We start from the raw sequence: 23,653 nt of genomic DNA, 5'->3' as shown, positions 1-23,653 counted from the left end.
TTTGGCGGACACAGAGGCCGTTATTTAACTCAAATCGAGTAGTTTCATGCTGATTTGGTGTAAATAACGGAACTACGGTCCGCCTCACCGGAAAAATCGCCTTCATGATGGTAAATAAGGTCCCGTGTGTCCGCATGAATCTAAGCTAAGCACGTGAAACAGCCGTTCCCAGCAGCATATGGGAACGGCTATTATGTTTGCAGCAGCATGTTATGTAAATGAGCAGCCGCAAAGGATAAGGGCGTTCTTTTACGTTTAATAATACCTATTTTGCGTGGAGGCAGAGGGTTCTGAAGTTGAATTTCATATAGTGAATTCCCGATTAGCTCTTGAGTAATAAACTCCTTAATGACACAAGCGATGCCAAACCCGCTGCGCGCGAATTCGATCAGCAGATCAACACTCCCCAGTTCAATCTCCGGCTTAATCGTCAAGCCTTGCTCAGAGGCGATCTCATCCAGGTAGGCGCGGGTACGGCTTCCCTCCTCCAGCAGCACAAGAGGATAAGTAAGCAATTGTTCCAGAGAGATAGCGGTCTCAGACAATTGCTTGTAGCCTTCACCTGCTATAAAGCAGTCATGGATCGTCATCCCTTCCTGAATCTCAATGTTCGGATCGGACAGGGGGAGATTTACGATGCCGAGATCAATCTTCCCTTCCTTCAAGAGGGAGATCGTTTCAGCGGTTGTACGGTTGATAACCTGAATCTTGATGCTGGGAAACGATTCGTGATAAGCCTTCAGATGCGGCAGAAGGTAGTGTTTACACAGCGTATCGCCTGCCCCGATCTTGACTTCTCCGCTAATAAGTTCGTGCATCTCGCCAATCTTCCGTTCCCCTTCATGAATAAAATGATACGCCTGCTCAATATAAGTAAAGAGCATGCTGCCTTCGGCAGTTAGGGTAACGCCCTTAGAAGTTCGGATAAACAGCTGACCTCCGAGCTTGCTCTCCAATTGCTTAATCGCATGGGTTACGGCTGGCTGTGTAATAAACAATTCCTCTGCGGCTTTGGATAGGCTGCCAGTCTTAGCCGTGAAATAAAATACCTGATAAAGGTCCATATTATGGATCATGATCTTCACCTCAAAGTGTTATAATCCACATTTATAGCTGCTATTATAAATATTAATTTTTTTAATAGTGCAATGTTTATTATACTTGAAGGCAGAACAATATTCCAACAGCGGAGGCATGTGAATATGACAATTACAGCTATAGTAGGCGCTAACTGGGGCGATGAAGGAAAAGGAAAGATCACGGATGTGCTGGCGGCGCAATCTCAATATGTGGTTCGATATCAGGGAGGAAGCAATGCAGGGCATACGATAATTAATCATTATGGAAAATTTGCTCTGCATCTGCTGCCGTCGGGTGTATTCTATCCAGGAGTTACGAATGTCATCGGTACGGGTGTTGCCTTGAATATTAACAACCTGCTAAGTGAACTGGGCGAATTAGCGAAGCGTGGCGTACCGACTCCGAATCTGAAGATTTCCGACCGTGCGCAGATTGTGCTTCCTTATCATATCTTGTTCGACGAACTGGAAGAAGAGCGGCTAGGTGACCGTAAGTTCGGCTCGACGAAACAAGGGATTGCTCCATTTTATTCTGACAAATATGCGAAGCTTGGGGTCCAAGTCGCGGATCTATATGATGAGGCACGCCTTCGTTCAAGGCTCAGCACCTCATTAGAAGCGAAAAACGTACTCCTGCAGCACCTCTACAACAAGCCTGCTTTTGACATCGAGAACATGGTTTCGGAATTGCTGAAGCAAGCGGAAATCTTGAAGCCATTTGTATGCGATACGACGGAGCTTCTCAACCAAGCTCTGCAAAGAGGAGAGAACATCGTAGTCGAGGGACAGTTGGGCGCATTGCGAGATCCGGATCACGGCATCTACCCGTATTCGACATCTTCTTCTACATTAGCGGGATTTGCGGCCGTTGGAGCGGGTGTTCCTCCGCAGGCGATTACGAGAGTCGTAGCTGTTACGAAAGCTTATTCGAGTTGTGTTGGGGAAGGCCCATTTGTAACGGAAATAGCAGGCGAGGCTGCTGATGAGCTGCGGAGACGAGGCGGAGACGCCGGCGAATTCGGCGCTACGACGGGACGAGCAAGAAGTGTGGGCTGGTTTGACGCAGTAGCAACCAAGTATGGCTGCAAGGTTCAAGGGGCAACTGAGGTTGCATTGACGAACCTGGATGTGTTGGGCTATTTGGATGAGATTCCGGTATGTACCGCATATCGAATCGGAGATGAACAGACGACGGTATTTCCGGTAACTTCGAAATTAGCACAGAGTGAACCAGTCTATGAGACACTTCCAGGCTGGAAATGCGATATTTCACAGATCCGTTCCTTCGAGGAACTTCCTGCGGAAGCGAAGCAGTATGTTCAATTTCTAGAGAAGGTAATTGGCGTTCCAGTACGCTGGGTGTCCAATGGACCGAAACGTGAACAGATTATGAGTCGATAATGGATCATGAATGCTCGAAATTAGTTAAGCAGATTTATTTCATCTGAATTGAATAATACGGTTGCAGTTGTTAAAATAGGATTAGCATATGACTATGTGTGACTGGCGGAGCATGGGGAACCATGAGGGAGCACATAGATAATCAGCCGTACGCCTGGGCAGAGGTAAGGGGAGTGATCCCCTTGCCTCTTTGTGTTTATTTCCATAGGAGAGGGCGGATTAGATGAGTACAGAAGCATTGATTCTGGACGGCAATCGAGTGGCGGCAAGCATAAAGGAGAAGCTGGAAGGGCGAGTGGCTCGGCTCTCGGGGCAGGGAATCGTTCCGTGCCTGGCAACGATATTGGTAGGTGAAGATCCTTCATCTGCTACCTATGTACGGATGAAAGGAAATGCGTGCAAGCGCCTGAATATGCAGTCCATTCGGGTTGAGCTGTCAGAGAGCACGACGACTGAAGAACTGATTGCGGCCATAAACACTTTGAATGACGATGCTAGCGTGCATGGCATTCTGCTTCAGCATCCTGTGCCTCACCATATCGATGAGCGGGCGGCATTTGAAGCGATTCGCATTGACAAGGATGTAGATGGCGTAACAACTTTAGGATTTGCTGAAAATGCTTTTGGTTTCGCAGATTACCCGTCTTGCACACCGGCGGCTATTATGGCGATCTTGGACTATTACGAGCTTCCTATTGAAGGCAAGCATGCTGTGGTCGTGGGAAGAAGCCCGATCTTGGGCAAGCCCGTATCTTTAATGCTGTTGAATCGCAATGCTACCGTGACGATCTGTCACTCCAAGACGGCAAACTTAGCGGATATCGTTCGCCAAGCTGATATTGTAGTAGCGGCAGTAGGCAAGCCGAATTTCATTCAAGGGAATTGGATCAAGCCGGGCGCGGTCGTCTTGGACGCAGGTTACAATCCAGGTAACATCGGCGATGTTGACTATGACGCATGTTTAAAGCGTGCGAGCGCAATTACGCCGGTACCGGCTGGTGTAGGCCCAGTCACGATCGCTACTCTGCTCAAGCACACGGTTGATGCTGCTGAGAAGCTTGCATAAACCAAACAAGGCTGTCGCTCTACGCGGCAGCCTTATTTGATTGTAAGGGAGCATTTTATGGAAAATTGTACTGCTATGGCAATCTGTCCTGAAAGTAAAAACCCACCCATAGGTTGAGCGCCGACGGTGGGTTTTATTTTCATTATAGCTCGAAAGGAAATAGACCATCCAAGCCAATTGTAAGGGCCAAGTGTTAGTGCACTTGGTCTTTCTTATTATATGATACCATGACCAAATCATTATCAATACAGAAAATGGTTTAAAAGTCATTGTATCGTCATCGCGCCGTTAATTGAATTGTGCCAAATGTTATACAAAACCCATTTTTCCCCATGTATGCTGAGCAATAAAAAGAACATGGTCTACGAGAGGAGAGAAAGGGTATGAGACAAGCACTTGCTGTTATGCTAAGCCTGCTGCTCATGGTATCACTAGCAGGCTGCACTTCGGACGGTTATACGACTATTGGGTCTATTGGGAACAATACCAATACGATGATGTCGATGTCGTACAAGTTTTTCGATGGTCATAAAGGCAAGACGATCACGGTTAAGGGGCCTACTGAAGTATCTGTGGAAGTTGAATCGATCAAGGGTAAACTCAATATCTCGATCGAAGATGAGAATGGGGAGTATGCGTATCAGGGAACGGATATTCCAACTTCAGCTTTTCAAGTTCAACTGGATCAGCAAGGAAAGTACAAGCTAAGCATCGATGCCGAAGATCATGAGGGAAGCTATCATATTTCCTGGAAAATAAAGGATCGTAAGTAGCGTTTGATGCATTCTGCCTAGGTACGCAAGATCATTTCAATCATAGAATGCATGTTCGCCCGTATTCGCGCATAGGATTGTACCAATATGGAAATGCGGGAGATGGGGCGATCGTATGGAAGGGATTATTAAAGGGATGTTGGATAAGCTTCCGCCGTGGTCGTATCAGATGTTTGCGATCGTTATATGTGCGGGGCTTATCTTTTATTTTGTTCGGACGTTATATATTAATAAAAAATTCAGCGATATGGTTACTGACATCATGAAGCGGGATGATCGGATGCAGACGTATCAAGATAAGGTGGATAAGCTGCAAGTCTCTCGACAGGAGAGCGAGCACAGCTCGCAGCAGATGTTGTCTGCACTGCGGAATCTGAGGACGTTCATGGATACGCTGAATGATCTGCGGCAAACCGACGATTGCTATGTCGTGCTGACGGAGACGGGATTCTTGATGCAGCGTATGCTTGATATGCTGGCCATCGATATGAAGCTAAAGCCGGGAGGGCATCACCGCTGCGGCATATGGCTCCACGGCGAATCGATGCTGACGATGCGCTTCGCATCGGCGGGCTTTCCGAAGCACTATGTGGGGGAGCGCACGCTGCATGTAGACCGCTCGGTAGCAGGGCGGTCGTATCGCAAGCAAGCGATCGTCCACAGCCCAGAAGTGCGGAGGGATGAGGACTGGGAGCTGAATCCCGACTCCAAGAGTCCATACCAGACGCTGCTCTGCATGCCGCTCAGCGACTATGGCGTACTTACGATAGATGGGCTGGAGCCATTTCCAGAAGCGGGCAGAGCGATCGGCGAGATGTATGCTGCATTTGTGACAGGTGTGCTGACCGAGCATACGAAGGCCTTTTCACATTGGGCCAAGAGCGTGAGCGAAGGCAATCCCGCATTAGGCATAGCCCAGCAGCTATAGAGTAGATTGTCGGTATAATAATCATAAGAGCAAGGATCCGACGATGCTGCTGACGATGCAGGTCACGATTGGAAAGTAGATCTTCACGTTTTCTCATGTAATGAAGTATTTGCCATAAATATCCTCCGCTGTTATGATAGGAACATATGTTCAATATGGGCAAGCAGCAGAAAGGGGGAGAGCCTGAATGTGGTCCAACCGAAATGTATGGATTGTGCTGGCTGGGGAGTTTGTAGCGGGCCTTGGTATGTGGACGTCCATTATCGCTAATCTGGAATTTATGCAGCAACAGGTTCCTTCTGATTTTATGAAGTCGCTTGTCTTATTCACCGGCTTGCTCGCAGGGGTCATCATGGCGCCTTACGCAGGCAAAGTTGTGGATATGTATCCGAAGAAAAAAGTGCTCGTTTATTCCGGCATAGGAAGACTGTTCAGCGTTTGCTTTATGTTCGTAGCGATCGCCAATGATTCGATCTTCTGGATGATCGTATTCGTTATTGCGCTGCAGGTGTCGCTTTCCTTCATGTTTCCTGCCTTACAGGCGCTCATTCCGCGAATTGTACCTTCTGAGCAATTAATCTCGCTGAACGGAGTATTTATGAATGCGTCGACAATCGCGCGCATAATAGGCACATCACTTGCAGGGACATTACTAGTTGTCATGAGCATTAGCATACTGTATGTCGCGTCATTTGTCGCCTATGCCTTGCTTCTGCTTAGTACGCTGCTGCTGAGGGTGAATGAGAAAGAGCAGAAGCCGCAGTTGAAGCAGAAGGAAAAGGCATCGTTCAAAGAAATGATCCCCATGCTAAAGAGTATGCCTATTGCGGTGATGATGCTTGTGTTATCTGTTATTCCGGCTTTGTTTATTGGTTCATTCAATCTGATGGTTATCAACATCAGTGAACTTCAGGGGAGTGCCCAGATCAAGGGTTATTTATACACGGTCGAGGGTGTGTGCTTTATCTTGGCGGCATTTTTAGTGAAGCGTATCGCTGGACAAGGCAGTTTGCTGAAGAAATTGTTCTTCTTCGGGTTCTTGATCGCCATATCGCAATTAAGCTTGTTCTTTGCCGATGTACCGTTGGTATCCATTCTGGCATTCGGGCTGTTTGGCTTTGCGGCGGGCTGCTTCTTCCCGCTGATTGCGACGTTCTTCCAAACCAATATTCCGCAGGAAATGCACGGCCGGTTCTTCTCCTTCCGCGGCATGCTGGATCGCGTGCTCATGCAGGTTGTGCTGCTGTCAACAGGTCTGTTACTCGATACGATTGGACTGCAGTATATGGTATTGGTGTTCGGTGCGATGTCCATTCTCTTTCTTGTAAATGCCATAGCATACGCGCGCAGAAACGGTGTTAGAGAGCAGAACCAGGATCAGGGAACGACTGCTTCGGTATCCTCATAAAGAACTAATTGGATTGCACTGCTAGTCATAAATCGAACGCATATAACCATCAAGACAAATAAGACCGTCTCCAGCATCATAGCGTGCATGGGGGCGGTCTATCATTGTTACATTAACAGAACGATGACGAGCAGCTCGAACAATACAAGCGGTAGGATGACATTGCTATAATAGCTGTTATAGCCTCGATACATAGGGTATATCGAGTTCAGAGGAGACATCGCATATTCATTACTGGTATAGCTGCAGGGCTGCTGACAATAGACTGCCTGTGCATAAGCTGAAGCATACGCGTTAGTAGAAGAATGGCTTGGATAGACCAGCATACCTGTCTGATATGGCGTGGGTTCTGGTGCAGTTGTCATGCTGATATATAGATGGCATTTATCTATACCAACGATCGTTCCTTCATAAGTTGTGCCGTCCTGCATCGTGACTTGAACGCGTTGATTCATATAAGGTTGAACCGCTCGCTTAACGTTGTCACTTATCGATTGTAACTGAGACATCAGCTTCTTATCGCCTTGGTACAGCACAGGCCTTTGCAGGGTCTGATGATCATTGCTGGACATCGGATATTTCCTCCATTGTCGGAATTTATTACATCGTATGCGATAGCCTATTGATGGGTTCAGTTGTGTCATATGTATACAAATATAGCGGCAAATTTGTGTATAATAAGACATAATTGTTAGAGCAGAGATAGAGGTGTAGAGAACATATGGACATCGTATTAGGAGTAGCTGCTGTAATCGCATTAATATTAATCATAATTATTGCAGTAAGCTTCTATTTTTACAGATTGGCTATTCATCGAACGAGCAAGTCTTTTTTGGCTGGTAATACAGATACGGATCAGACTGATCCTTCTGTAAAAGAAGCCGCATGCAATCAGGAATGGCTTGCTGAACATGAGCTCGAGCATTTGACGATTCAGAGCGATGATGGATTGGCACTGCATGGTCTGTATATCAAGGCGAAGAAGCCAACAAATCAAACGGCTATTCTCGTCCATGGGTACTATTGCAGAGGACTTGATATGGTTGCCTATGCGTGTATCTATTACGATAAGCTAGGCATGAACGTGCTGATGCCCGATAACCGGGGACATGGGCAGAGCGAAGGCCATTATATCGGTTTCGGTTGGCATGATCGCAAAGATATCATGAAGTGGATCGATGAAGTTATCGCGCGAACAGGAACGGATGCGGAGATAGCACTGCACGGAGTATCGATGGGTGGTGCGACCGTGCTGATGGTGAGCGGTGAAGAGCTGCCTTCGAATGTGAAGGCCATTGTGTCAGATTGTGCCTATACTTCAGTGGAAGAGCAGCTAACCTTCCAGATGAAGCAGATGTATAAGCTTCCGAGCTTTCCATTGCTGCATACTACGAGCTTGGTGTCGCGATTGCGCGCGGGATATAGCTTTAAGGAGGCCAACGCGCTCAAGCAGGTGCGGCGTGCGAAGGTGCCGATTCTATTTATCCACGGAGATGCGGATACATTTGTACCGACCGAGATGGTCTATCCGTTGTATGAGCAATGCAGCAGTGAGAAAGAAATATGGCTCGTTCCGACAGCCGCGCACGCTTTAGCCAGAATAACGGATCCGAAAGGCTATGAGAAGAAAGTTAGCGGATTTGTGGGGCGCTTAATGGGGACTGAGGCGGGAACAAGCTAAGAATGTATGTAGTTGAATAGCATGAGTTAGAGGCTGTGGGAGAATCGACTTCTCCCACAGCCTTTTAGTTGTCTTTGCTCTTCTTGGATGCTATGTAGAACGCGAGAATAATTAACGGGATTGCAATAATAATTGGAATATGGATCGTTCCGCCAATTAAAAATGCTAGAAACATAAGCACAACAATTCCAATGATGATGTATAGACACCCACTGCCGAATGTTTCCACACGAATCACTCCCTCATAGGTAATGTATTATTTATCCATATACATATGACGAGAGTCGCAGCAATAAAGTTACGATGAATGGATTTTATAAGGGAATAGATGACATATTTGTAATTTGATCATAATGGGAAGCTGATTTATGATTTGTCTGAAATATAGATAAATATGATGACCCAGGGGTGATCGATTGAGTAAGAAGCAGAGAATCATATTTCGTGCCTCATTAGCATTAAATGCTGTGTTGATCATCATTTTAGTGATAGGGTATCTCAAGGTTAATTTAGCGCACGAGCAGTTATTTTATAACGAAGTACAATGGCGGCTTGTTGAACTAGATGGATTAATCGAACATCAGAAGAAAAATGACTGGACTGAGCCTAATCTAGTGACAACCCAGTTGGGAGATATATTGAACGGAATTAATGTTGCAACAAGTAACGGCCATTATTCAGGTTGGCTGTCCAGTAGTGAGGAGAAGACGATGCAGCGACTTTATGCAGCCTTGATGCGTTATCCGCATGATGATTTATATGATTTCAGTAAAGTAAGCCAGAGCGATATCGAAAGTTTTGAGCGTTTACAATCCCATCTCCAACAAGCAGGGTTTGCTATGAATAAAACGCTAAGCAATAATTGGAATAGCTTTATGAGTAGATCAGAGAGTCTGCTGAAGATTATCCCATGAGAAGCATCATCTTCATTTTTAACGTGGTCGACATCAATTTAGTACTAGGGTCACCCAAATATGTCTTTGAACATTCATTTGAGTATTATCCCAGTTGCTCAGTTAATAATGGCATTTCTCATATTAATAACTAGGAGTGCTTTATCGCTCGAAAAAGTGAGTCAAAATAGTCGCATTGGGCATATGGTGATGTAAGTTGTATTTTGAGAGGGGATGTCCAAGATAAGTTATCAATATCAACCTCATTATCAGCCTCATCCTACCTATATGCATCCACATTCGCAGCAGCACCAGGATGCACATATGTTAAAGCGCGAAACATTACAAGTGGTGGAGCCGTGGGTACAGAATGGATTGAGAGAAGCACAAAGAATATCCGTTGAGCATGCCTTAAGAGAAGCAGCAGCAGTAACTTATTTGATAGGGAGAGGCTTTAGCCCTAATGTTGCGCATCAAATTGTAGAATCGTGGTGGCACAGTTAATACTCACTTCAGGCGATCTACCGATAGAGAGTATTTTCATGTAACCCTATATCCCAAACTACCTGCGCGAATTATTCGCGCCACGAAAGAAAAAGCGTATTCGAATTTTTTCGAATACGCTTTTTAAATATGTTTATACTAAATTATGGATAGACTCCTACCATACTGACTTTTAAATACTAACCAGTTATTTCTGAAATATCAGGAAAGTAAAATTGCTTTTCAACAGATATGTTAGAAATTTTGTGCTGTCCATTAGCATCTTTATTAAGATGAATCTCATAGTCATTTTTATCGAACCTATATGTCTGTCCATCCTCTTTAACTTCTGTATAGTACATTTTATCCGTAACGGTCGCTTTGTAAATGAACCCTCCTTCATCTGTTGGCTCGACAGATTCATTTTCTATCTTATGTACTTCACCTTTATTGAATTTTAACAATACCTTTTTGTGGCTCAAATGCATGCTCTGTCGTGCATATGACTCACTTACATACGACTCGTCATAAAGACCATAAATGAATTTTTCTTCGAATTCTTCCTCATCTTTGATCTCGTAATAATCAACTATTAGTTTCGTTACGATATTTTGCCCAATCGACTTCATTTCCTCCTCTGGAGACATAGGGAGGATCGACTTACCACACGCCTGCAATGAGAATGAAAACAGTAATAGTATAAGCAAAAATAACGGTATTTTTCTCATTTATTAGTTCCCCTTGTTGTTATGTAACATTTATCCAAGTATAATAACACGCTAAATCTACAATTAATAGTCTGTCTTTTCGTCGATATTGAAATTGATAGTTTAGGTATGACTGATGCTCAGTTCTAAGAGAACGCGGAAATGATGTGGTAATTGTTACCGACTGGTGAAATTAAATAGAGGTGCTATGGAAGCGACTAAAACCTTGATGAACAAGGCTTTTTCAAACATAAATTGAGCGCCATATCGCTATGGCGCTCTCATGGGAGAGGAGAAACCGGACGAAGAGCTTATGGGGAAACGTAAGTCTTCTCCGCGGTTGTCTACGACATTTCTTAATGCCGATAATTTAAGGATTGCCCGATTGATGCAAAATATACTCAGGTGCTCGAAAAATGTTTATTTTAGTCAGAGCTTAACTCATGCAGTGTACCTTTTCCAAGGTATCGTCAGTTTACGGCCCGTGCATTCTAAGATCAGGTATGTCCCAAGCGAGCATGCCGGTATGAATAACGCCTAGATCACGCGCGCAAGGAGCTGACTGTTTATGAAAGTAGCTGTTATTAATACTCATCCGAATCCGGACAGTTTTACGTATGCCGTGCGAGAAGTAGTGGAATCCGCTTTACAGGAGCATGGTCACGACATCCAGCTTCGGGATTTGTACACATTAATGTTTAATCCAGTGCTGACGGTTGAAGATTTTGCGGCGTCAAAGTCTGGAAATGTTCCAGAGGATGTGAGGGTGGAACAAGAATACGTAAAATGGGCGGACTGCTTAATTATCATTTATCCGCTGTGGTGGGGAACATTGCCAGCTTTGTTAAAGGGGTATATTGATCGCGTATTCGCGTACGGCTTCGCCTACAGCATGGATGGTGACGGAATCAAGAAGCTGCTGAGCGGCAAGAAAGCAATTCTATTTACAATGATGGGCAATTCGGAGGAACATTACCAAGAGGTCAAGATGTTTGAGGCTATGAAAAAGACGGTGGATGAGGCAATATTTGAATTTGTTGGAATTGATGTGTTGGAGCATAAGTATTTCCCATCAGTAACGACTGTGGATGATGAAGCGCGCAAGAAGATGCTGGAAGAAGCAAAGGGGATTGTAGCCAAACTCAGCTCATAAACAGCATTATGCATCAAGAGGGCTGAATCAATGGGTTCAGTCCTTTTCCTGTATCTGAAACTGCATGGAGTTACGTCTCAACAATCGAGTAAAAATATGTTACGATAAACGTCGAAGCTAGGGGCAAATGAATGCCAACAGAGTGATAAGACAGTTAAATAGAAATGTGGTGTGTAAGTGAGAGTTATATCTGGAACAGCTAGGGGGCGCTCGTTGAAGCCTGTGCCTGGAATGGGAACAAGGCCTACAACAGATAAAGTGAAAGAAGCGCTGTTTAGCATGATTGGACCATACTTTGAGGGCGGTAATGTTCTGGACTTATTTGCAGGTACTGGAGGACTAGGTATCGAAGCGCTAAGCCGCGGGATGGATCGAGCCGTGTTCATCGATATGGATCCAAAAGCAATTGAAGTCATCAAACATAATGTGCAGGTGACCCAGCTTGCGAAGCAAGCAGAAATATATCGCAATGATGCGAAGCGTGCTATTAAGGCGCTGGCTAAGCGAGGGACGAGCTTCGAGTTGATCTTCTTGGACCCGCCTTATCGATTTATAGACGCAGATGAGCTTATCTTGGACATGCATGAGAAAGGACTTGTGCATAAGGATGCAACAATTGTGATTGAGCATGATGCAGGGCATTCCTATCCGGAACAAATCGACGTATATAAGATGTGGAAGCGATCGGAATATGGAGAAACGGTACTGACTATCTACCGACTGGATGATTCAACAGACGCTCATCATGAATTGAAGGAGGACACTGATCATGCAAACCACTCCTAACAAAGGCCCGCGTATTGCCGTTTACCCAGGGAGCTTTGACCCTGTTACACGCGGGCATCTGGATATTATTGAGCGTACATCGAAGCAATTTGACATTGTCATCGTTGCAATCTTAAACAACATTAGCAAGAACCCTCTATTCACGGTTGAGGAGCGCAAGCAGTTGGTCACAGAAGTGACAAGGGATCTGGGCAATGTGCAAGTGGACAGCTTCCGAGATCTGACCGTCAATTATATGGATCAGAAGGAGGCGCACGTCATTGTGAGAGGTGTGCGCTCTGTTACGGATTTTGAATATGAGCTGCAGCTCGCGAGTACGAATCAGAAGCTGAATCCTCGAGTCGAGACGTTCTTTATGATGACGAATCCAAAGTATTCATTCTTGAGCTCAAGCATGGTGAAGGAAATCGCGCGCTTCGGCGGACCCGTGAGCGAATTTGTCTCTCCTGAGGTGGAAGAAGCACTGCGCAAGAAATACAGCGCATATACGGATTAGTGCAATGAACAGCATCCGAACGGTTCGTACTCGTTATCGAGAACGGACGATGTGAGTCCAAATGGCTATTAACGCGCTCGAAATGCAGAGTACGGAAAGCATGAAGATCGCAGCAATCAGCAAAGGCATGATCTGGAGCCAGCCTGTGGGCAGAGTTAAGATCCAGTTAAGTATGCTGTGCCATACGGAAGCAGGCTGTATCGCCTGTTCTATAGGCTGTAGGAGCGCTGGCTGTGAGATCTGGTTGCCTGAAAACCAATGGCGAAACGGTTCCCAGCATACATAGGTCAGCAGGAATGCAGAGATGGCATGCACCATACGTGACAGCAGAAAGTGTGAGAAGCGCAGGTCGCTGTTCTTCATAAGGCTGTGAACCTGCAGATGCGCACTGATGCCGCTCCAGCCAAGCACCGCACTAACGAGCGCAGCTTGAAACACAGGTGAAGCGAAAGTCGCCGTTCCAATCGTAAAGGCGCCTAGATTAACTTCCAACAGGCCGTTCAACACATAAGCGCCGAACTGATGAGGTATGACAAGTCTCGATACTTGAATGATGACGGAGAAGATCATCATGTACCCGCCGATCATCATGAGAGTTTGAACGGCGGACGAGACAGAGTCGCCGAGCAGCTTGCCGAGCGGACGCCCATCGGCGCGATGTGCGAGCTCCATCGCATCGACGATGCTGCGCGGAAGCGAGGTCGGTTTACCGGGCTGCTCTGTATCGTTAGCTGAGCGGCTGCCGCTGACCGTGTCCGCATGCATCGCATCAGCCTCGTTCGGCTGTGCGGTCCATCGCAGGATGAAGGCGGTCAGGAGCGCAGACAACCAGTGAACGATAGCGATTAACAGCCCGGTATCAGCTTGCTGCATGAAGCCGACGCCGATGACGGCGATCATGAATACGGGGCTGCTGGCATGTGTTAATCCGAGCAGCCGATTGCCTTCACTGCGGCTAAGCCGTCGCTGCTGACGGAGCTTAACGACCGCTTCGGCGCCCGCTGGATATCCAGCGGTCCAGCCGACGGCCCAAGCCCAACCGCTGACGCCGGGGAGGCGAAACAACAAACGCATGACAGGATTAAGCAGAACGCCAAGTCCATGCACCCAGCCGTAGGCAAGCAGCAGCTCAGACAGCACAAGGAATGGCAGCAGCGCAGGGAAAATGATGTTCCACCATACTTTTAATCCCTGTAGGGAAGCTCGAAATGCGGCATCTGGATAGGACACAATACATATGATTAGCAGCACAGCAAGGCTGCCTGCAGCAATCGTATACAGCTTCGATGCGACAGGAGCGCTGCGCTGATGATGGTGCAGCATAGGGGGCATAGGTTCACCTCGTATATCGGATTGAACGGCTGCAAGCAGCTTGTACGTCCATATGTATACATGTTTACGTGCAGCGGACGGGCTTTATACCAACAGAACCTACTATTGGAGGAGGCGGTCAGTAATGGCAGAGAAACATTCGGGACAGCGATCTTCCAATCGCAGTCCATGGTACGCGTGGAGATGGTTGGCGGCAGGACTGATAGCGGTATACCTGCTCGTTTACATGCCGATGCCATTTGTCATATATACCGCAGGCAGTGCGGAGGCGGTTAAGCCGATGGTGGATGTGCCTGGTGGTGATCCACAGGAGGAAGGCGTATTCATGATGACGACCGTCAGAAGAATGAATGCGAATCTATTCATGCTCGGTTGGAATATGTTTAATGACGATGCGGAGTACTCGAGGAAAGAAGATGCGCTGCAGGGCCGTACAGAGGAAGAATATCAGACAGAGCAAGTATTCAATATGATGGGATCGCAGAGCAATGCGATGCTTGCAGCTTATAACAAGCTGAATATTCCATACCAGATCGTAACAGAAGGCATTTATGTGATCCGTAACATACCGGAAGTTGCTAAAAATGAATTTCAGACCAATGATCGTGTCGTTTCTGTTGAAGGACATCCAATCAAGAAGATCACAGATCTGACTGATCTAATTAAAACCTACAAGGCTGGAGACACGTTGAAGGCGGTAGTTGAGCGTAACGGAGAGATGGTCGATGTAAGCGCGACGCTCGTTACATTTGCTTCATCAGCTGATCCAACTAAGATACAAACAGGCTTCGGTACGGTTTATGGCGAGAAAAAAGAAGTTGTGCCAGATGACGCATCCAAGAAAATTACATTCAAGGAAAGCGATATCGGAGGTCCGTCGGCAGGGCTTATGTTTACCCTGGAGCTCATTAACCAGCTGACGCCTGGAGATCTGACCCGGGGGCAGCGGATCGCGGGTACGGGCGTTATTAGCCCGGACGGAACGGTTGGGGTTATCGGCGGCGTCCAACACAAGGTAGTCGCCGCTGATCGCGAAGGCGCGGTGATGTTCCTCGTGCCGGAGGGCAACTATGCTGAAGCGAAAGAGAAGGTAGACAAGATGGATACCGAGATGAAGCTCGTGCCTGTAGCAACGCTCGACGACGCCTTGAAGGCGCTCGAGACGTTGGATACGAAGTAGCAGTGCAAAGCCCCCTGTCCACATTCAAACGGACAAGGGGCTTTGTGCATTATGCGCGCGGTCGCCGCGGCGGCTCGTAGAAGTCGCGGAATGCGGCGCGGCCGTCGCGCTTCGCGAATGCGGTCGCGTACACCGCGGTTGCGCGCGCATCGGCGGCGAGCCCATTGGCGCCGCCAAGGCCTGCATTCTCCCGCGTCATCCGTTGGATGATCGGGAGTGTTGCGGCCTTCTTCATGCGCTTAAGTAGCGTCTGACCGCGTTCGGAGAAGCCGAGCACGCGTATGTATGACGGCCCTGCGGCAAGCGCGTCAGGGCCAAAGTCTGTCTTGCGATGCCCGAGCAGGATGTGCGTCAGCATCCGTTGAAGCTTCGTGCGCGTATAACGCTTCGTCTTCAGCGCTTCGAGCAGCAGCTCCGGCTCGAAACTAACGAGCTCCGGCAACGTATTCAGTACCCGGTGCTCCAGCCCCTCGGTAACTTCCAGTATCTGCTCCAGCTCACTGTGATTCAGCACAGACAGCTGGTAGAACAGCTGTGCTGTGTAATCGCGCCAGCTCACTGGAGGTCTACCGTTAGCGGCTAGCTGCTGCAGAATCCGCAGGGAGCTGTCTGGCAGATAAGCAGCCGCGTTCGCGACGCCTTCGCTGAATACGAGGCGGCGAATGGCCGTCGCGCTTGCAATGCTGCTGTCGTTAACGCTCTCGTCGTGATAGCCTGCCTTCACACGCGTAATCGTGTGCGGCTCGATTTGGCTGCCTAGGCGGCTTAGCGCCATCATGTAGTGGAGGCCGAGCGAATTGTTCGGCTCGGCGATCCACTGCTGCGCCCCAGGCTCGGCGCCAAGCGCTTCAGCAGCCTGCGCATATGCCTTCGGGTAGCTGCTGCCTGCCTTCAAGCCGGCTTGCAGCAGCGAGGCGAAGGCATCCGGCTCGTCTGTCAAGCGAGCGGCGGCCTCCCGCAGCGGCGCGATGCTGCCCAGCTCGCTGCCGAAGCAGAGCGCGTCGACCACGCCAGTCGCCTCTAGCGTTGCCACTCCGCCGAATCCAAACCATTCGGCAGGCTGCACGGCATAAGCGACAGGCAGCTCCAGCACGAGGTCGACACCCTGCGCCAGCGCCATGTCAGCGCGCGCCCATTTATCGCAGACAGCAGGCTCGCCGCGCTGCAGAAAATGGCCGCTCATGACGGCGACCACGGCATCCGCTCCCGTTACTCGCTTCGACTCCTGCACATGGTACACATGGCCGTTGTGCATGGGGTTGTATTCGACAATAACGCCGACAGTTTGCATGAATTTCATCCTTTCCATTGACCATATGGACAATTATTAGGGTATACTAATTGCAGGTGCTTGTTTTTATATGCTATTCATCATATCATGAAGAGCATGTCGCCAAAAGTGGCTTTATAATGCCCGTTTTCCGAATCTGTCAAACAAAATTGGTTGACAAAGCATAAGCCTAATAGCTATAATTAATTTTGTTTGTTTGGGGTGATCACATGAAGGTTATTATTCGAGACGTCACTAAAGGACAAGATATGCGAATTCAAGAATCGTTCCGCGCCGATGAGATCGTGCGTGGCCGTAACGACATTCGCGAGATCGGACCCATTGAAGTCGACTTAACAGCTACAGCAGAAAGCGAAGATCAGATTGGTGTTCGCGGGAAGCTTAGAACAGTGATTAGCGCAGTTTGCTCACGCTGTCTGACGCCTCATTCCGAAACTCTTGTTATTCCGTTTGATGAACATTATCGACTGACGGAATCATCTGGACTTCCTGCAGATGACGATGACGATGTCACATACGTGACAGACGAAAACGTCGATCTGAAGCCATATGTGGAGGAAGCGGTCATCGTTCATTTGCCTTATGCGCCTCTATGCGAAGAGGATTGCAAGGGGCTCTGCCCAACCTGCGGTGTAAATCGCAATGAGACAGAGTGCGGTTGCTCGAATGAACGGATTGATCCGAGACTGGCAGGATTGATGGACTTTTTTAAGAAGTAACTTGAGAACCAGCCATTGTTAGATTTAGCAGTACGTAATTAATGTAAGGAGGTGGGAACATGGCAGTACCTCAAAGAAGAACGTCCAAAACACGTCGCGATAAGCGCCGTACTCACTTTAAATTAGAGGTTCCAGGCATGATCAAGTGCGAGCAATGCGGAGAGTTGAAGCTTGCGCATCATGTATGCAAAGTTTGTGGAACATACAAAGCTAGAGAGATCATCAAACAATAATCGTATACTTATGGATGCATTCATTCCACATGATCCGGCGTCCAATACGGAGAAATAGTACCTCATCCTCGGATGGGGTACTATTTTTTTGCTTTTTGATGAAAATGCAGACCATGTCATGACCCCAGATAGTCTCTCTTAGTCGTTATCTATCCATTATCCTTAAGTCTCAGGGTAACGGGTACAGTTGTCATTTGCCTATTATCCCATAGCCTCAGGGACAGGGTGGGTACTGAGTGAAAGGTATAATAGTTAAACGCTAGACGCTAACTTGCTTATATCCTTTAGATTCTAGGTAACTGAGTGTTGGGAATAATGGTGCAATGTGTCTCAACAGGTGCATATTCGATCAACTCGCTATTCATAAATGATATGGGTAACTTGATTGGGGCAATTGCTAAGTTCAGTAACTCGTCACTACCTGCACCGTCTGGCGGTTGATCCGATCTAAACTGACTTACTGGATGAAACGGACACAGGGGCCTCTATTTTGTGATTTTGAGGAGTTTTTTGAGTTTTGTGGACTCAGAAGCCGTTATTTGTGACAAAATTAGTGTTTACTAGTTGATTTTGATCAAATAGCGGCTCTATGGTCCGCGAACATGACGAAATTGAGGTTCTGGCTGCAAATAAGGGTTCCTGTGTCCGCCACTGAATCAACCAAGGCATATTGCCAAGGTATATTGTGTAAAATAGGCGGCAATGTGTTTCTAGTTCGATTGAATAGCCTCTGTTGCAGGAAATGTGGGAGTGTTCCTTGACTGGTCAGGATTTTCAGATAAAGAAGCATAGATGATCCAGCCGAAATAGTGATCTATAACTAGGGTGAATTCGCATGTAGAGCAGTTGTGTGAAACTGGTGCTTTTCTTTATTGGCATTTTTCTATATACTAGTTTAGTACCAGGTTCTAAAAAGAGAATAAGGCTGGACGGGACTCGACACGAGCACCTAACCGAACAGCTTGTATATATTGCTTGTGGGGAAGGCTGGGCTTAATGGATGGCTGGCTGGTACCTGCGGCACGCAGTAAGGGGTGTGGGACATGGAACGGCTACCGAAACGGCAACGACAGCAGCAGTTGATGAAGGTTATTGAAGATAATCCATTTATAACGGACCAGGAATTGACTCGAATGCTTCGTGTCAGCATTCAGACGATACGCTTGGATCGGATGGAACTCGGTATTCCAGAACTCAGAGAGCGACTGAAACTGATGGCGGAACGCTCATACGATCAAGTGCGCTCGCTGCCGCTGCATGAGGTTATTGGTGATGTTATTGATTTACAATTAGATAAGAGCGGGATATCGATATTTGAGATTGGGGAAGAGCATGTGTTCTCCAGAACGCAGATTGCGCGGGGACACCATCTGTTTGCGCAGGCCAACTCGCTGGCAGTGGCTGTCATCAATGATGAAATAGCATTGACCGCCTCCGCTGATATTCGTTTTATCCGCCAAGTTCATAAAGGTGAGAAATGTATTGCGAAAGCTTACGTGCGCTCTATATCGGGCGAACGAAGCAAGGCTAAGGTAGAAGTATTCAGTTATGTTGGTGAAGAACTTGTGTTTCAAGGGCATTTTATTATATTTCGCTCGACTACAGAAGGAACTAGCAGCGATCGCTAAACCATGAAGCTTAGTATCGAGTTGATGGTTCCAACAGAGGAGGAAGTAAGCATGAAGATCGTCATTGATGCAATGGGCGGTGACCACGCTCCTAAGTGCAATGTAGAAGGCGCAATCGAAGCGGCAAATAATTGGAAAGACATTGAATTGATTCTTGTAGGCGATGAAGCGCAGATTCAACCATTGATGCAGGGAGCTCCGAGCAATATTCGAGTTGTTCATACAGAAGAACGAATCGAAGCGGATGATGAGCCTGTTAAAGCGGTACGCCGCAAGAAGGGTGCCTCGATGGTTATGGCGGGTCGTATGGTGCGTGAGCAGGAAGCGGACTGTATGATATCTGCCGGCAATACAGGTGCGCTCATGACAACGGGACTTCTTGTTGTAGGTCGTATGGAAGGTGTTGAGCGGCCTGCGCTTGCGCCAATCATTCCTTCGATTGACGGCAAGGGCGTGCTTGCGCTGGATCTGGGCGCTAATATGGATGCTAAGCCAGAGCATCTGCTGCAGTACGCGGTGATGGGCAGCATTTATCGGGAGAAGGTTCACGGTATTACAAAACCGAGAGTAGGCCTCCTTAATGTCGGTACCGAGGCGATGAAGGGCAATGAGCTGACGAAAGGCGCGTATCCATTGCTGGAGAAAGCTCCGATCAACTTCGTAGGGAATGTTGAATCTCGAGATGTTCTGGAAAGTCCTTGCGACGTGCTCGTCTGCGATGGGTTCTCTGGAAACGTGATGCTGAAGACACTCGAAGGAACGGCGGGTTCATTGTTCGGTATATTGAAGAAGGAGTTTACGAGTTCATTTAAAAATAAACTGGCTGCGGCAATCTTGATGCCGAGCATGAGACGATTAAAAAACATGATGGATTATAAGGAAGTTGGCGGGGCTCCGCTGCTTGGGTTAAACGGTCTCGTTATTAAAGCTCATGGATCGTCTGATAAGCGAGCTATATTCAACGCTATCCGCCAAGCACGAACTGCGCTGCAGAATGATCTGACCAATACAATCTCTTCAGAGATTCAGGCACATAAACAATCATAATACGTTATATTACATTGAAATGAGAGTGATACGTAATGAGTTTTCGTTCAGTTGGAATTATCGGTACAGGAAAGTACGTGCCTGAACGTATATTGACGAATGCCGAATTGTCGGAAATGGTTGACACCAGTGATGAATGGATCGTAACCATGACAGGCATGAAGGAACGGCGTATCGCGGGCGAGCATGAGGCGACATCCGATCTAGCCTATGAAGCTGCGGTCAAGGCGTTGGAATCAGCAGGAATTACAGCGGAGCAGCTTGATCTGATCGTAGTCTGCACAGTGACGCCGGATACGATGTTTCCTTCCACGGCTTGCATCGTGCAGGAACGTCTTGGAGCAAACCGAGCGGCAGCATTTGACCTGTCAGCGGCTTGCGCAGGATTCATATATGGTTTAGCGACAGCTTCGAACTTTATTAAGACGGGTATCTACAAACATGCGCTTGTTATTGGCGCTGAGTGCTTGTCGCGCATAACTGATTATACGGATCGCAACACATGCATTCTGTTCGGTGACGGAGCAGGCGCAGCTGTGCTTGGCCCAGTGGAAGAAGGCAGGGGCTTTATGTCGTTCGAGCTGGGTGCGGACGGCACCGGCAAGGATCTGCTTAAGCTCGAAGCGGGCGGTTCTCGCAAACCAGCATCGGTTGAGACGGTTGAGAATAAGCTGCACAGTATCTATATGAATGGCCGCGAAGTGTTTAAATTCGCTGTTCGCATCATGGGGAATGCTGCTGAGGAGGCATTATCGAAGGCAGGTAAGACGAAGGAAGATATCGACCTGTTCATTCCTCATCAGGCGAATGCTCGAATTATTAAGTCGGCGATTGATCGTTTGAATCTCCCTGAGGAAAAATGCATGATTAATCTGCCGAAGTACGCGAATACTTCAGCAGCGTCGATTCCGATCGCGCTGGCTGAGGCGGCAGAAGAAGGACGCCTCAGCCAAGGCGACACAGTAGTGCTTGTCGGCTTCGGCGGCGGCTTGACATGGGGAGCGTGCGTCTTCGGCTGGTAAGCCGGAGACGAGCGGTTACATAGAAGAATTGGACCTGAAAGTGTCAATTCCATATAACTGGACGATAATAATGAGTAGTGACGTATTCGAATAGGATGATAGATAGATCAAGGAGTGGATATGATGGGCAAGGTAGCCTTTGTCTTTCCTGGCCAAGGTGCACAGGCTGTCGGCATGGGACGAGATGTATATGAAGCGGTTCCTGCAGCGCGTGAAGTGTTTGAACAAGCGAATCGGGTGCTCGACTTCGCGCTAACGGATCTGATCTTTAATGGACCGGACGACATGCTGAAACAAACGGTAAATACGCAGCCTGCGTTGCTTACAACCAGCTACGCCTTGTATAAGGCATTTGCGGAGAAAGGCGTTACGCCGGATTATGTAGCGGGGCACAGCTTGGGCGAGTACAGCGCGCTAGTTGTCGCTGGAGTGATGCCATTCAAAGACGCGGTTGCCATTGTGCGCAAGCGCGGCGAGTTTATGGAGCAAGCGGTGCCGAATGGCGAAGGCGCAATGGCGGCAGTGCTCGGAGCGGATCGCGACCAGCTGGGCGCGCTATGCGACGACATAACGGCCTACACAGCGCCTGTCGAGATGGCGAATGTTAACGCTCCAGGCCAGATTGTCGTGAGCGGTTCAACAGCTGGCGTACAAGCTGTCGTAGAGCGCGGCAAGGAAGCTGGGGCGAAGCGCGTCATTCCGCTCGAGGTCAGCGGTCCATTCCACTCAACGCTTATGAAGCCCGCAGCAGAGCGTTTGAATATCGCGTTAAGCGAAACGGATGTGGAAGATGCTGCGATACCCGTGGTAGCGAATGTATCGGCTCGTGCCGAGCAGTCGGGAGAGCGCCTGCGTGAAATGCTGGTAGAGCAAGTATTTTCACCAGTGCTGTGGGAAGATAGTGTTCGTTACATGATCGAGCAAGGTGTTGATACGTTTATTGAGATTGGATCTGGCACCGTGTTGACCGGCTTGATCAAGAAGATTGATCGTTCGGTTAAGGTTGTATCCATTAACAGCTTAGAGGCTATTCAGTCTTACGAAGCTTAATGCTTCGCAATAGCTAGCTGCAATAAATAGGCACGGGCATACCCCGCTGCGGCGTATGCCCGTATGTGAAGTAAGCGGAGTCAAGGGTTGGTAAGTATCGATCTATTGATTCCACTGGAAGGAGGAAATAGGATTGTCTAAAGTCGAAGGCAAGGTAGCGCTTGTAACTGGCGCTTCCCGTGGAATTGGCCGCGCTATTGCTCTCTCTCTAGCTGAAGCAGGCGCTGATGTCATTGTCAATTATGCCGGCAGTGTTGGTGCTGCTGCAGAAACCGTCGCAGCCATTCAAGCGATGGGACGTCAAGCGGCAGCCGTCCAAGCGAATGTGGGCAAGGCGGATGAAGCAGAGCAGCTTGTTAAAGCGGCGCTGGAACAATTTGGCAAGATTGATATTCTGGTGAATAATGCTGGTATTACAAGAGATAATTTAATTATGCGCATGAAAGAAGAAGAGTTTGATCAGGTTATCGAGACGAACTTGAAAGGTGTGTTCAACTGCCTGAAAGCCGTCACGCGACCTATGATGAAGCAGCGTTCTGGACGCATAATCAACATTTCCTCTGTAGTAGGCGCGCTTGGCAACCCAGGACAGGCTAATTACGTTGCTGCTAAAGCAGGTGTTATCGGTCTGACGAAGGCTGCTGCTCGTGAGCTGGCTTCACGGGGTATTACAGTCAATGCTGTTGCTCCAGGATTTATCGAGACAGACATGACAGACGTACTATCGGATAGTACAAAGGAGCAGTTGTTGGCAGGCATTCCGCTCGCCCGGCTCGGACGTCCGGAAGATATCGCCAAAGCTGTGCTCTTCTTGGCATCGGACGATGCTTCCTACATGACCGGACAGACGATCCACGTCGATGGCGGCATGTATATGTAAAGCTACTACTCCTATGAATCCATAGGTGTTGAGCATTTTTGTTAGCCGTTTCATATGGCAATTTAGTATGTTTTCTCGTATAATACCAAAGAGGAGGTGAACCGGATGTCTGCTGAAGTATTTGAGCGTGTAAAGCGTATCGTCATAGAACGCCTTGGCGTTGATGAAGCTGAAGTTACCCTCGAAGCATCTTTCAAGGATGATCTAGGCGCTGATTCCCTCGATGTGGTGGAATTGGTGATGGAATTAGAAGATGAGTTTGATATGGAAATCTCTGATGAAGATGCAGAGAAGATTACATCTGTTGGAGAAGTAGTCAACTACATACAATCTCATAAGTAAGATTGTTAAGTCCCGTTTTAAGCTAACGGGACTTCTCCTCATTAATTGATGTTATCAGCATATGACCTATTGAGA

General features: G+C 47.8%; 26 protein-coding genes and 1 riboswitch. Of the genes, 20 read left to right on the top strand and 6 right to left on the bottom strand.

Going from position 1 to position 23,653, the window contains the following annotated elements; genetic code table 11:
- Positions 1-191 precede the first annotated feature (191 nt).
- Positions 192-1,076, bottom strand: a complete 885-nt coding sequence (locus ACXX53_RS09200; protein WP_458568325.1) for a LysR family transcriptional regulator — start codon at positions 1,074-1,076, stop codon at positions 192-194.
- A gap of 126 nt (positions 1,077-1,202) precedes the next feature.
- Between ACXX53_RS09200 and ACXX53_RS09195 the strand changes: the two genes are divergently transcribed.
- The 4 genes from ACXX53_RS09195 to ACXX53_RS09180 all read left to right on the top strand — a co-directional run bounded on the left by ACXX53_RS09195 (position 1,203) and on the right by ACXX53_RS09180 (position 5,247).
- Positions 1,203-2,480, top strand: coding sequence for an adenylosuccinate synthase (locus ACXX53_RS09195; protein ID WP_458568324.1), 1,278 nt, complete (start codon positions 1,203-1,205; stop codon positions 2,478-2,480).
- Between the two features lie 88 nt (positions 2,481-2,568).
- A riboswitch (ZMP/ZTP riboswitch) is annotated at positions 2,569-2,647 on the top strand.
- 56 nt (positions 2,648-2,703) lie between these two features.
- Positions 2,704-3,546, top strand: coding sequence for a bifunctional 5,10-methylenetetrahydrofolate dehydrogenase/5,10-methenyltetrahydrofolate cyclohydrolase (locus ACXX53_RS09190; protein WP_458568323.1), 843 nt, complete (start codon positions 2,704-2,706; stop codon positions 3,544-3,546).
- A gap of 383 nt (positions 3,547-3,929) precedes the next feature.
- On the top strand, positions 3,930-4,319 hold the full coding sequence (locus ACXX53_RS09185) for a hypothetical protein (RefSeq protein ID WP_458568322.1): 390 nt from the start codon (positions 3,930-3,932) through the stop codon (positions 4,317-4,319).
- Between the two features lie 115 nt (positions 4,320-4,434).
- Complete coding sequence (locus ACXX53_RS09180) at positions 4,435-5,247, top strand: GAF domain-containing protein (RefSeq protein WP_458568321.1); 813 nt, start codon at positions 4,435-4,437, stop codon at positions 5,245-5,247.
- 21 nt (positions 5,248-5,268) lie between these two features.
- Here the strand turns inward: ACXX53_RS09180 and ACXX53_RS09175 are convergent, their stop codons facing one another.
- Positions 5,269-5,334, bottom strand: a complete 66-nt coding sequence (locus ACXX53_RS09175; RefSeq protein ID WP_458568384.1) for a DUF2905 family protein — start codon at positions 5,332-5,334, stop codon at positions 5,269-5,271.
- Positions 5,335-5,434: 100 nt separating this feature from the next.
- On the opposite strand from ACXX53_RS09175, the gene ACXX53_RS09170 reads away from it, so the two are divergent.
- A complete protein-coding gene (locus tag ACXX53_RS09170; RefSeq protein WP_458568320.1) occupies positions 5,435-6,655 on the top strand; it encodes an MFS transporter in 1,221 nt (406 codons plus the stop codon).
- A gap of 107 nt (positions 6,656-6,762) precedes the next feature.
- Here the strand turns inward: ACXX53_RS09170 and ACXX53_RS09165 are convergent, their stop codons facing one another.
- Complete coding sequence (locus ACXX53_RS09165) at positions 6,763-7,227, bottom strand: LSM domain-containing protein (protein ID WP_458568319.1); 465 nt, start codon at positions 7,225-7,227, stop codon at positions 6,763-6,765.
- A gap of 149 nt (positions 7,228-7,376) precedes the next feature.
- Between ACXX53_RS09165 and ACXX53_RS09160 the strand changes: the two genes are divergently transcribed.
- The 3 genes from ACXX53_RS09160 to ACXX53_RS09150 all read left to right on the top strand — a co-directional run bounded on the left by ACXX53_RS09160 (position 7,377) and on the right by ACXX53_RS09150 (position 9,733).
- Entirely contained in the window at positions 7,377-8,336 is a 960-nt protein-coding gene (locus tag ACXX53_RS09160) for an alpha/beta hydrolase (protein ID WP_458568318.1), read from the top strand.
- A gap of 416 nt (positions 8,337-8,752) precedes the next feature.
- Complete coding sequence (locus tag ACXX53_RS09155; RefSeq protein WP_458568317.1) at positions 8,753-9,250, top strand: hypothetical protein; 498 nt, start codon at positions 8,753-8,755, stop codon at positions 9,248-9,250.
- Positions 9,251-9,463: 213 nt separating this feature from the next.
- Positions 9,464-9,733 carry a hypothetical protein gene (locus tag ACXX53_RS09150; protein WP_458568316.1) on the top strand — a complete coding sequence of 90 codons (270 nt, stop codon included), beginning with the start codon at positions 9,464-9,466 and terminating at the stop codon, positions 9,731-9,733.
- A gap of 179 nt (positions 9,734-9,912) precedes the next feature.
- Here the strand turns inward: ACXX53_RS09150 and ACXX53_RS09145 are convergent, their stop codons facing one another.
- The gene (locus ACXX53_RS09145) at positions 9,913-10,440 is read right to left on the bottom strand and encodes a hypothetical protein (RefSeq protein ID WP_458568315.1); all 528 of its coding nucleotides are present in this window, start codon (positions 10,438-10,440) and stop codon (positions 9,913-9,915) included.
- 547 nt (positions 10,441-10,987) lie between these two features.
- Here ACXX53_RS09145 and ACXX53_RS09140 point away from each other — a divergent pair.
- The 3 genes from ACXX53_RS09140 to coaD all read left to right on the top strand — a co-directional run bounded on the left by ACXX53_RS09140 (position 10,988) and on the right by coaD (position 12,854).
- Positions 10,988-11,572: an NAD(P)H-dependent oxidoreductase gene (locus ACXX53_RS09140; RefSeq protein ID WP_458568314.1), complete on the top strand. Its 585-nt coding sequence runs from the start codon at positions 10,988-10,990 to the stop codon at positions 11,570-11,572.
- A 177-nt stretch (positions 11,573-11,749) separates the two neighbouring features.
- On the top strand, positions 11,750-12,358 hold the full coding sequence (rsmD, locus tag ACXX53_RS09135; RefSeq protein ID WP_458568313.1) for a 16S rRNA (guanine(966)-N(2))-methyltransferase RsmD: 609 nt from the start codon (positions 11,750-11,752) through the stop codon (positions 12,356-12,358).
- A complete protein-coding gene (coaD, locus tag ACXX53_RS09130; protein WP_458568312.1) occupies positions 12,342-12,854 on the top strand; it encodes a pantetheine-phosphate adenylyltransferase in 513 nt (170 codons plus the stop codon). The genes rsmD and coaD overlap by 17 nt, the downstream gene beginning before the upstream one ends.
- A 33-nt stretch (positions 12,855-12,887) precedes the next feature.
- Here coaD and ACXX53_RS09125 read toward each other — a convergent pair whose 3' ends face one another.
- Entirely contained in the window at positions 12,888-14,186 is a 1,299-nt protein-coding gene (locus ACXX53_RS09125; RefSeq protein ID WP_458568311.1) for a nucleoside recognition domain-containing protein, read from the bottom strand.
- 124 nt (positions 14,187-14,310) lie between these two features.
- On the opposite strand from ACXX53_RS09125, the gene ACXX53_RS09120 reads away from it, so the two are divergent.
- Complete coding sequence (locus ACXX53_RS09120; protein ID WP_458568310.1) at positions 14,311-15,366, top strand: YlbL family protein; 1,056 nt, start codon at positions 14,311-14,313, stop codon at positions 15,364-15,366.
- A 49-nt stretch (positions 15,367-15,415) separates the two neighbouring features.
- Here ACXX53_RS09120 and ACXX53_RS09115 read toward each other — a convergent pair whose 3' ends face one another.
- Positions 15,416-16,621: a nucleotidyltransferase gene (locus ACXX53_RS09115; RefSeq protein WP_458568383.1), complete on the bottom strand. Its 1,206-nt coding sequence runs from the start codon at positions 16,619-16,621 to the stop codon at positions 15,416-15,418.
- Between the two features lie 245 nt (positions 16,622-16,866).
- Between ACXX53_RS09115 and ACXX53_RS09110 the strand changes: the two genes are divergently transcribed.
- The 8 genes from ACXX53_RS09110 to acpP all read left to right on the top strand — a co-directional run bounded on the left by ACXX53_RS09110 (position 16,867) and on the right by acpP (position 23,578).
- Positions 16,867-17,376 (top strand): YceD family protein, encoded by a 510-nt coding sequence (locus ACXX53_RS09110; RefSeq protein ID WP_458568309.1) that lies wholly within the window; start codon positions 16,867-16,869, stop codon positions 17,374-17,376.
- Positions 17,377-17,435: 59 nt separating this feature from the next.
- The gene (rpmF, locus tag ACXX53_RS09105) at positions 17,436-17,609 is read left to right on the top strand and encodes a 50S ribosomal protein L32 (RefSeq protein WP_458568308.1); all 174 of its coding nucleotides are present in this window, start codon (positions 17,436-17,438) and stop codon (positions 17,607-17,609) included.
- 1,043 nt (positions 17,610-18,652) lie between these two features.
- Positions 18,653-19,237 carry a transcription factor FapR gene (gene fapR / locus ACXX53_RS09100; protein WP_458568307.1) on the top strand — a complete coding sequence of 195 codons (585 nt, stop codon included), beginning with the start codon at positions 18,653-18,655 and terminating at the stop codon, positions 19,235-19,237.
- 51 nt (positions 19,238-19,288) lie between these two features.
- On the top strand, positions 19,289-20,284 hold the full coding sequence (gene plsX, locus ACXX53_RS09095; protein ID WP_458568306.1) for a phosphate acyltransferase PlsX: 996 nt from the start codon (positions 19,289-19,291) through the stop codon (positions 20,282-20,284).
- A gap of 35 nt (positions 20,285-20,319) precedes the next feature.
- Entirely contained in the window at positions 20,320-21,306 is a 987-nt protein-coding gene (locus ACXX53_RS09090) for a beta-ketoacyl-ACP synthase III (RefSeq protein WP_458568305.1), read from the top strand.
- Between the two features lie 123 nt (positions 21,307-21,429).
- Positions 21,430-22,356, top strand: a complete 927-nt coding sequence (gene fabD / locus ACXX53_RS09085; protein WP_458568304.1) for an ACP S-malonyltransferase — start codon at positions 21,430-21,432, stop codon at positions 22,354-22,356.
- A 133-nt stretch (positions 22,357-22,489) separates the two neighbouring features.
- Positions 22,490-23,236 carry a 3-oxoacyl-[acyl-carrier-protein] reductase gene (gene fabG / locus ACXX53_RS09080; RefSeq protein ID WP_458568303.1) on the top strand — a complete coding sequence of 249 codons (747 nt, stop codon included), beginning with the start codon at positions 22,490-22,492 and terminating at the stop codon, positions 23,234-23,236.
- 105 nt (positions 23,237-23,341) lie between these two features.
- Positions 23,342-23,578: an acyl carrier protein gene (gene acpP, locus ACXX53_RS09075; protein WP_458568302.1), complete on the top strand. Its 237-nt coding sequence runs from the start codon at positions 23,342-23,344 to the stop codon at positions 23,576-23,578.
- Positions 23,579-23,653: the final 75 nt, after the last annotated feature.

It is taken from the genome of Paenibacillus marinisediminis (genome assembly GCF_054343325.1).
Note: the sequence above shows the minus strand (reverse complement) of the source record. Positions and strands in the feature narration are given on the sequence as shown.

Bases quoted from the DNA above. Each gene is read 5' to 3' on its own strand.
- ACXX53_RS09110 (WP_458568309.1), top strand. From the start codon at position 16,867: ATGAAGGTTATTATTCGAGACGTCACTAAAGGACAAGATATGCGAATT.
- ACXX53_RS09195 (WP_458568324.1), top strand. From the start codon at position 1,203: ATGACAATTACAGCTATAGTAGGCGCTAACTGGGGCGATGAAGGAAAA.
- ACXX53_RS09180 (WP_458568321.1), top strand. From the start codon at position 4,435: ATGGAAGGGATTATTAAAGGGATGTTGGATAAGCTTCCGCCGTGGTCG.
- ACXX53_RS09125 (WP_458568311.1), bottom strand. From the start codon at position 14,186: ATGCCCCCTATGCTGCACCATCATCAGCGCAGCGCTCCTGTCGCATCG.
- ACXX53_RS09090 (WP_458568305.1), top strand. From the start codon at position 20,320: ATGAGTTTTCGTTCAGTTGGAATTATCGGTACAGGAAAGTACGTGCCT.
- ACXX53_RS09170 (WP_458568320.1), top strand. From the start codon at position 5,435: ATGTGGTCCAACCGAAATGTATGGATTGTGCTGGCTGGGGAGTTTGTA.
- ACXX53_RS09160 (WP_458568318.1), top strand. From the start codon at position 7,377: ATGGACATCGTATTAGGAGTAGCTGCTGTAATCGCATTAATATTAATC.
- ACXX53_RS09120 (WP_458568310.1), top strand. From the start codon at position 14,311: ATGGCAGAGAAACATTCGGGACAGCGATCTTCCAATCGCAGTCCATGG.
- ACXX53_RS09185 (WP_458568322.1), top strand. From the start codon at position 3,930: ATGAGACAAGCACTTGCTGTTATGCTAAGCCTGCTGCTCATGGTATCA.
- ACXX53_RS09150 (WP_458568316.1), top strand. From the start codon at position 9,464: ATGTCCAAGATAAGTTATCAATATCAACCTCATTATCAGCCTCATCCT.
- ACXX53_RS09165 (WP_458568319.1), bottom strand. From the start codon at position 7,227: ATGTCCAGCAATGATCATCAGACCCTGCAAAGGCCTGTGCTGTACCAA.
- ACXX53_RS09140 (WP_458568314.1), top strand. From the start codon at position 10,988: ATGAAAGTAGCTGTTATTAATACTCATCCGAATCCGGACAGTTTTACG.
- fabD (WP_458568304.1), top strand. From the start codon at position 21,430: ATGGGCAAGGTAGCCTTTGTCTTTCCTGGCCAAGGTGCACAGGCTGTC.
- plsX (WP_458568306.1), top strand. From the start codon at position 19,289: ATGAAGATCGTCATTGATGCAATGGGCGGTGACCACGCTCCTAAGTGC.
- acpP (WP_458568302.1), top strand. From the start codon at position 23,342: ATGTCTGCTGAAGTATTTGAGCGTGTAAAGCGTATCGTCATAGAACGC.
- ACXX53_RS09145 (WP_458568315.1), bottom strand. From the start codon at position 10,440: ATGAGAAAAATACCGTTATTTTTGCTTATACTATTACTGTTTTCATTC.
- fapR (WP_458568307.1), top strand. From the start codon at position 18,653: ATGGAACGGCTACCGAAACGGCAACGACAGCAGCAGTTGATGAAGGTT.
- coaD (WP_458568312.1), top strand. From the start codon at position 12,342: ATGCAAACCACTCCTAACAAAGGCCCGCGTATTGCCGTTTACCCAGGG.
- ACXX53_RS09190 (WP_458568323.1), top strand. From the start codon at position 2,704: ATGAGTACAGAAGCATTGATTCTGGACGGCAATCGAGTGGCGGCAAGC.
- rpmF (WP_458568308.1), top strand. From the start codon at position 17,436: ATGGCAGTACCTCAAAGAAGAACGTCCAAAACACGTCGCGATAAGCGC.
- ACXX53_RS09200 (WP_458568325.1), bottom strand. From the start codon at position 1,076: ATGATCCATAATATGGACCTTTATCAGGTATTTTATTTCACGGCTAAG.
- ACXX53_RS09115 (WP_458568383.1), bottom strand. From the start codon at position 16,621: ATGCACAACGGCCATGTGTACCATGTGCAGGAGTCGAAGCGAGTAACG.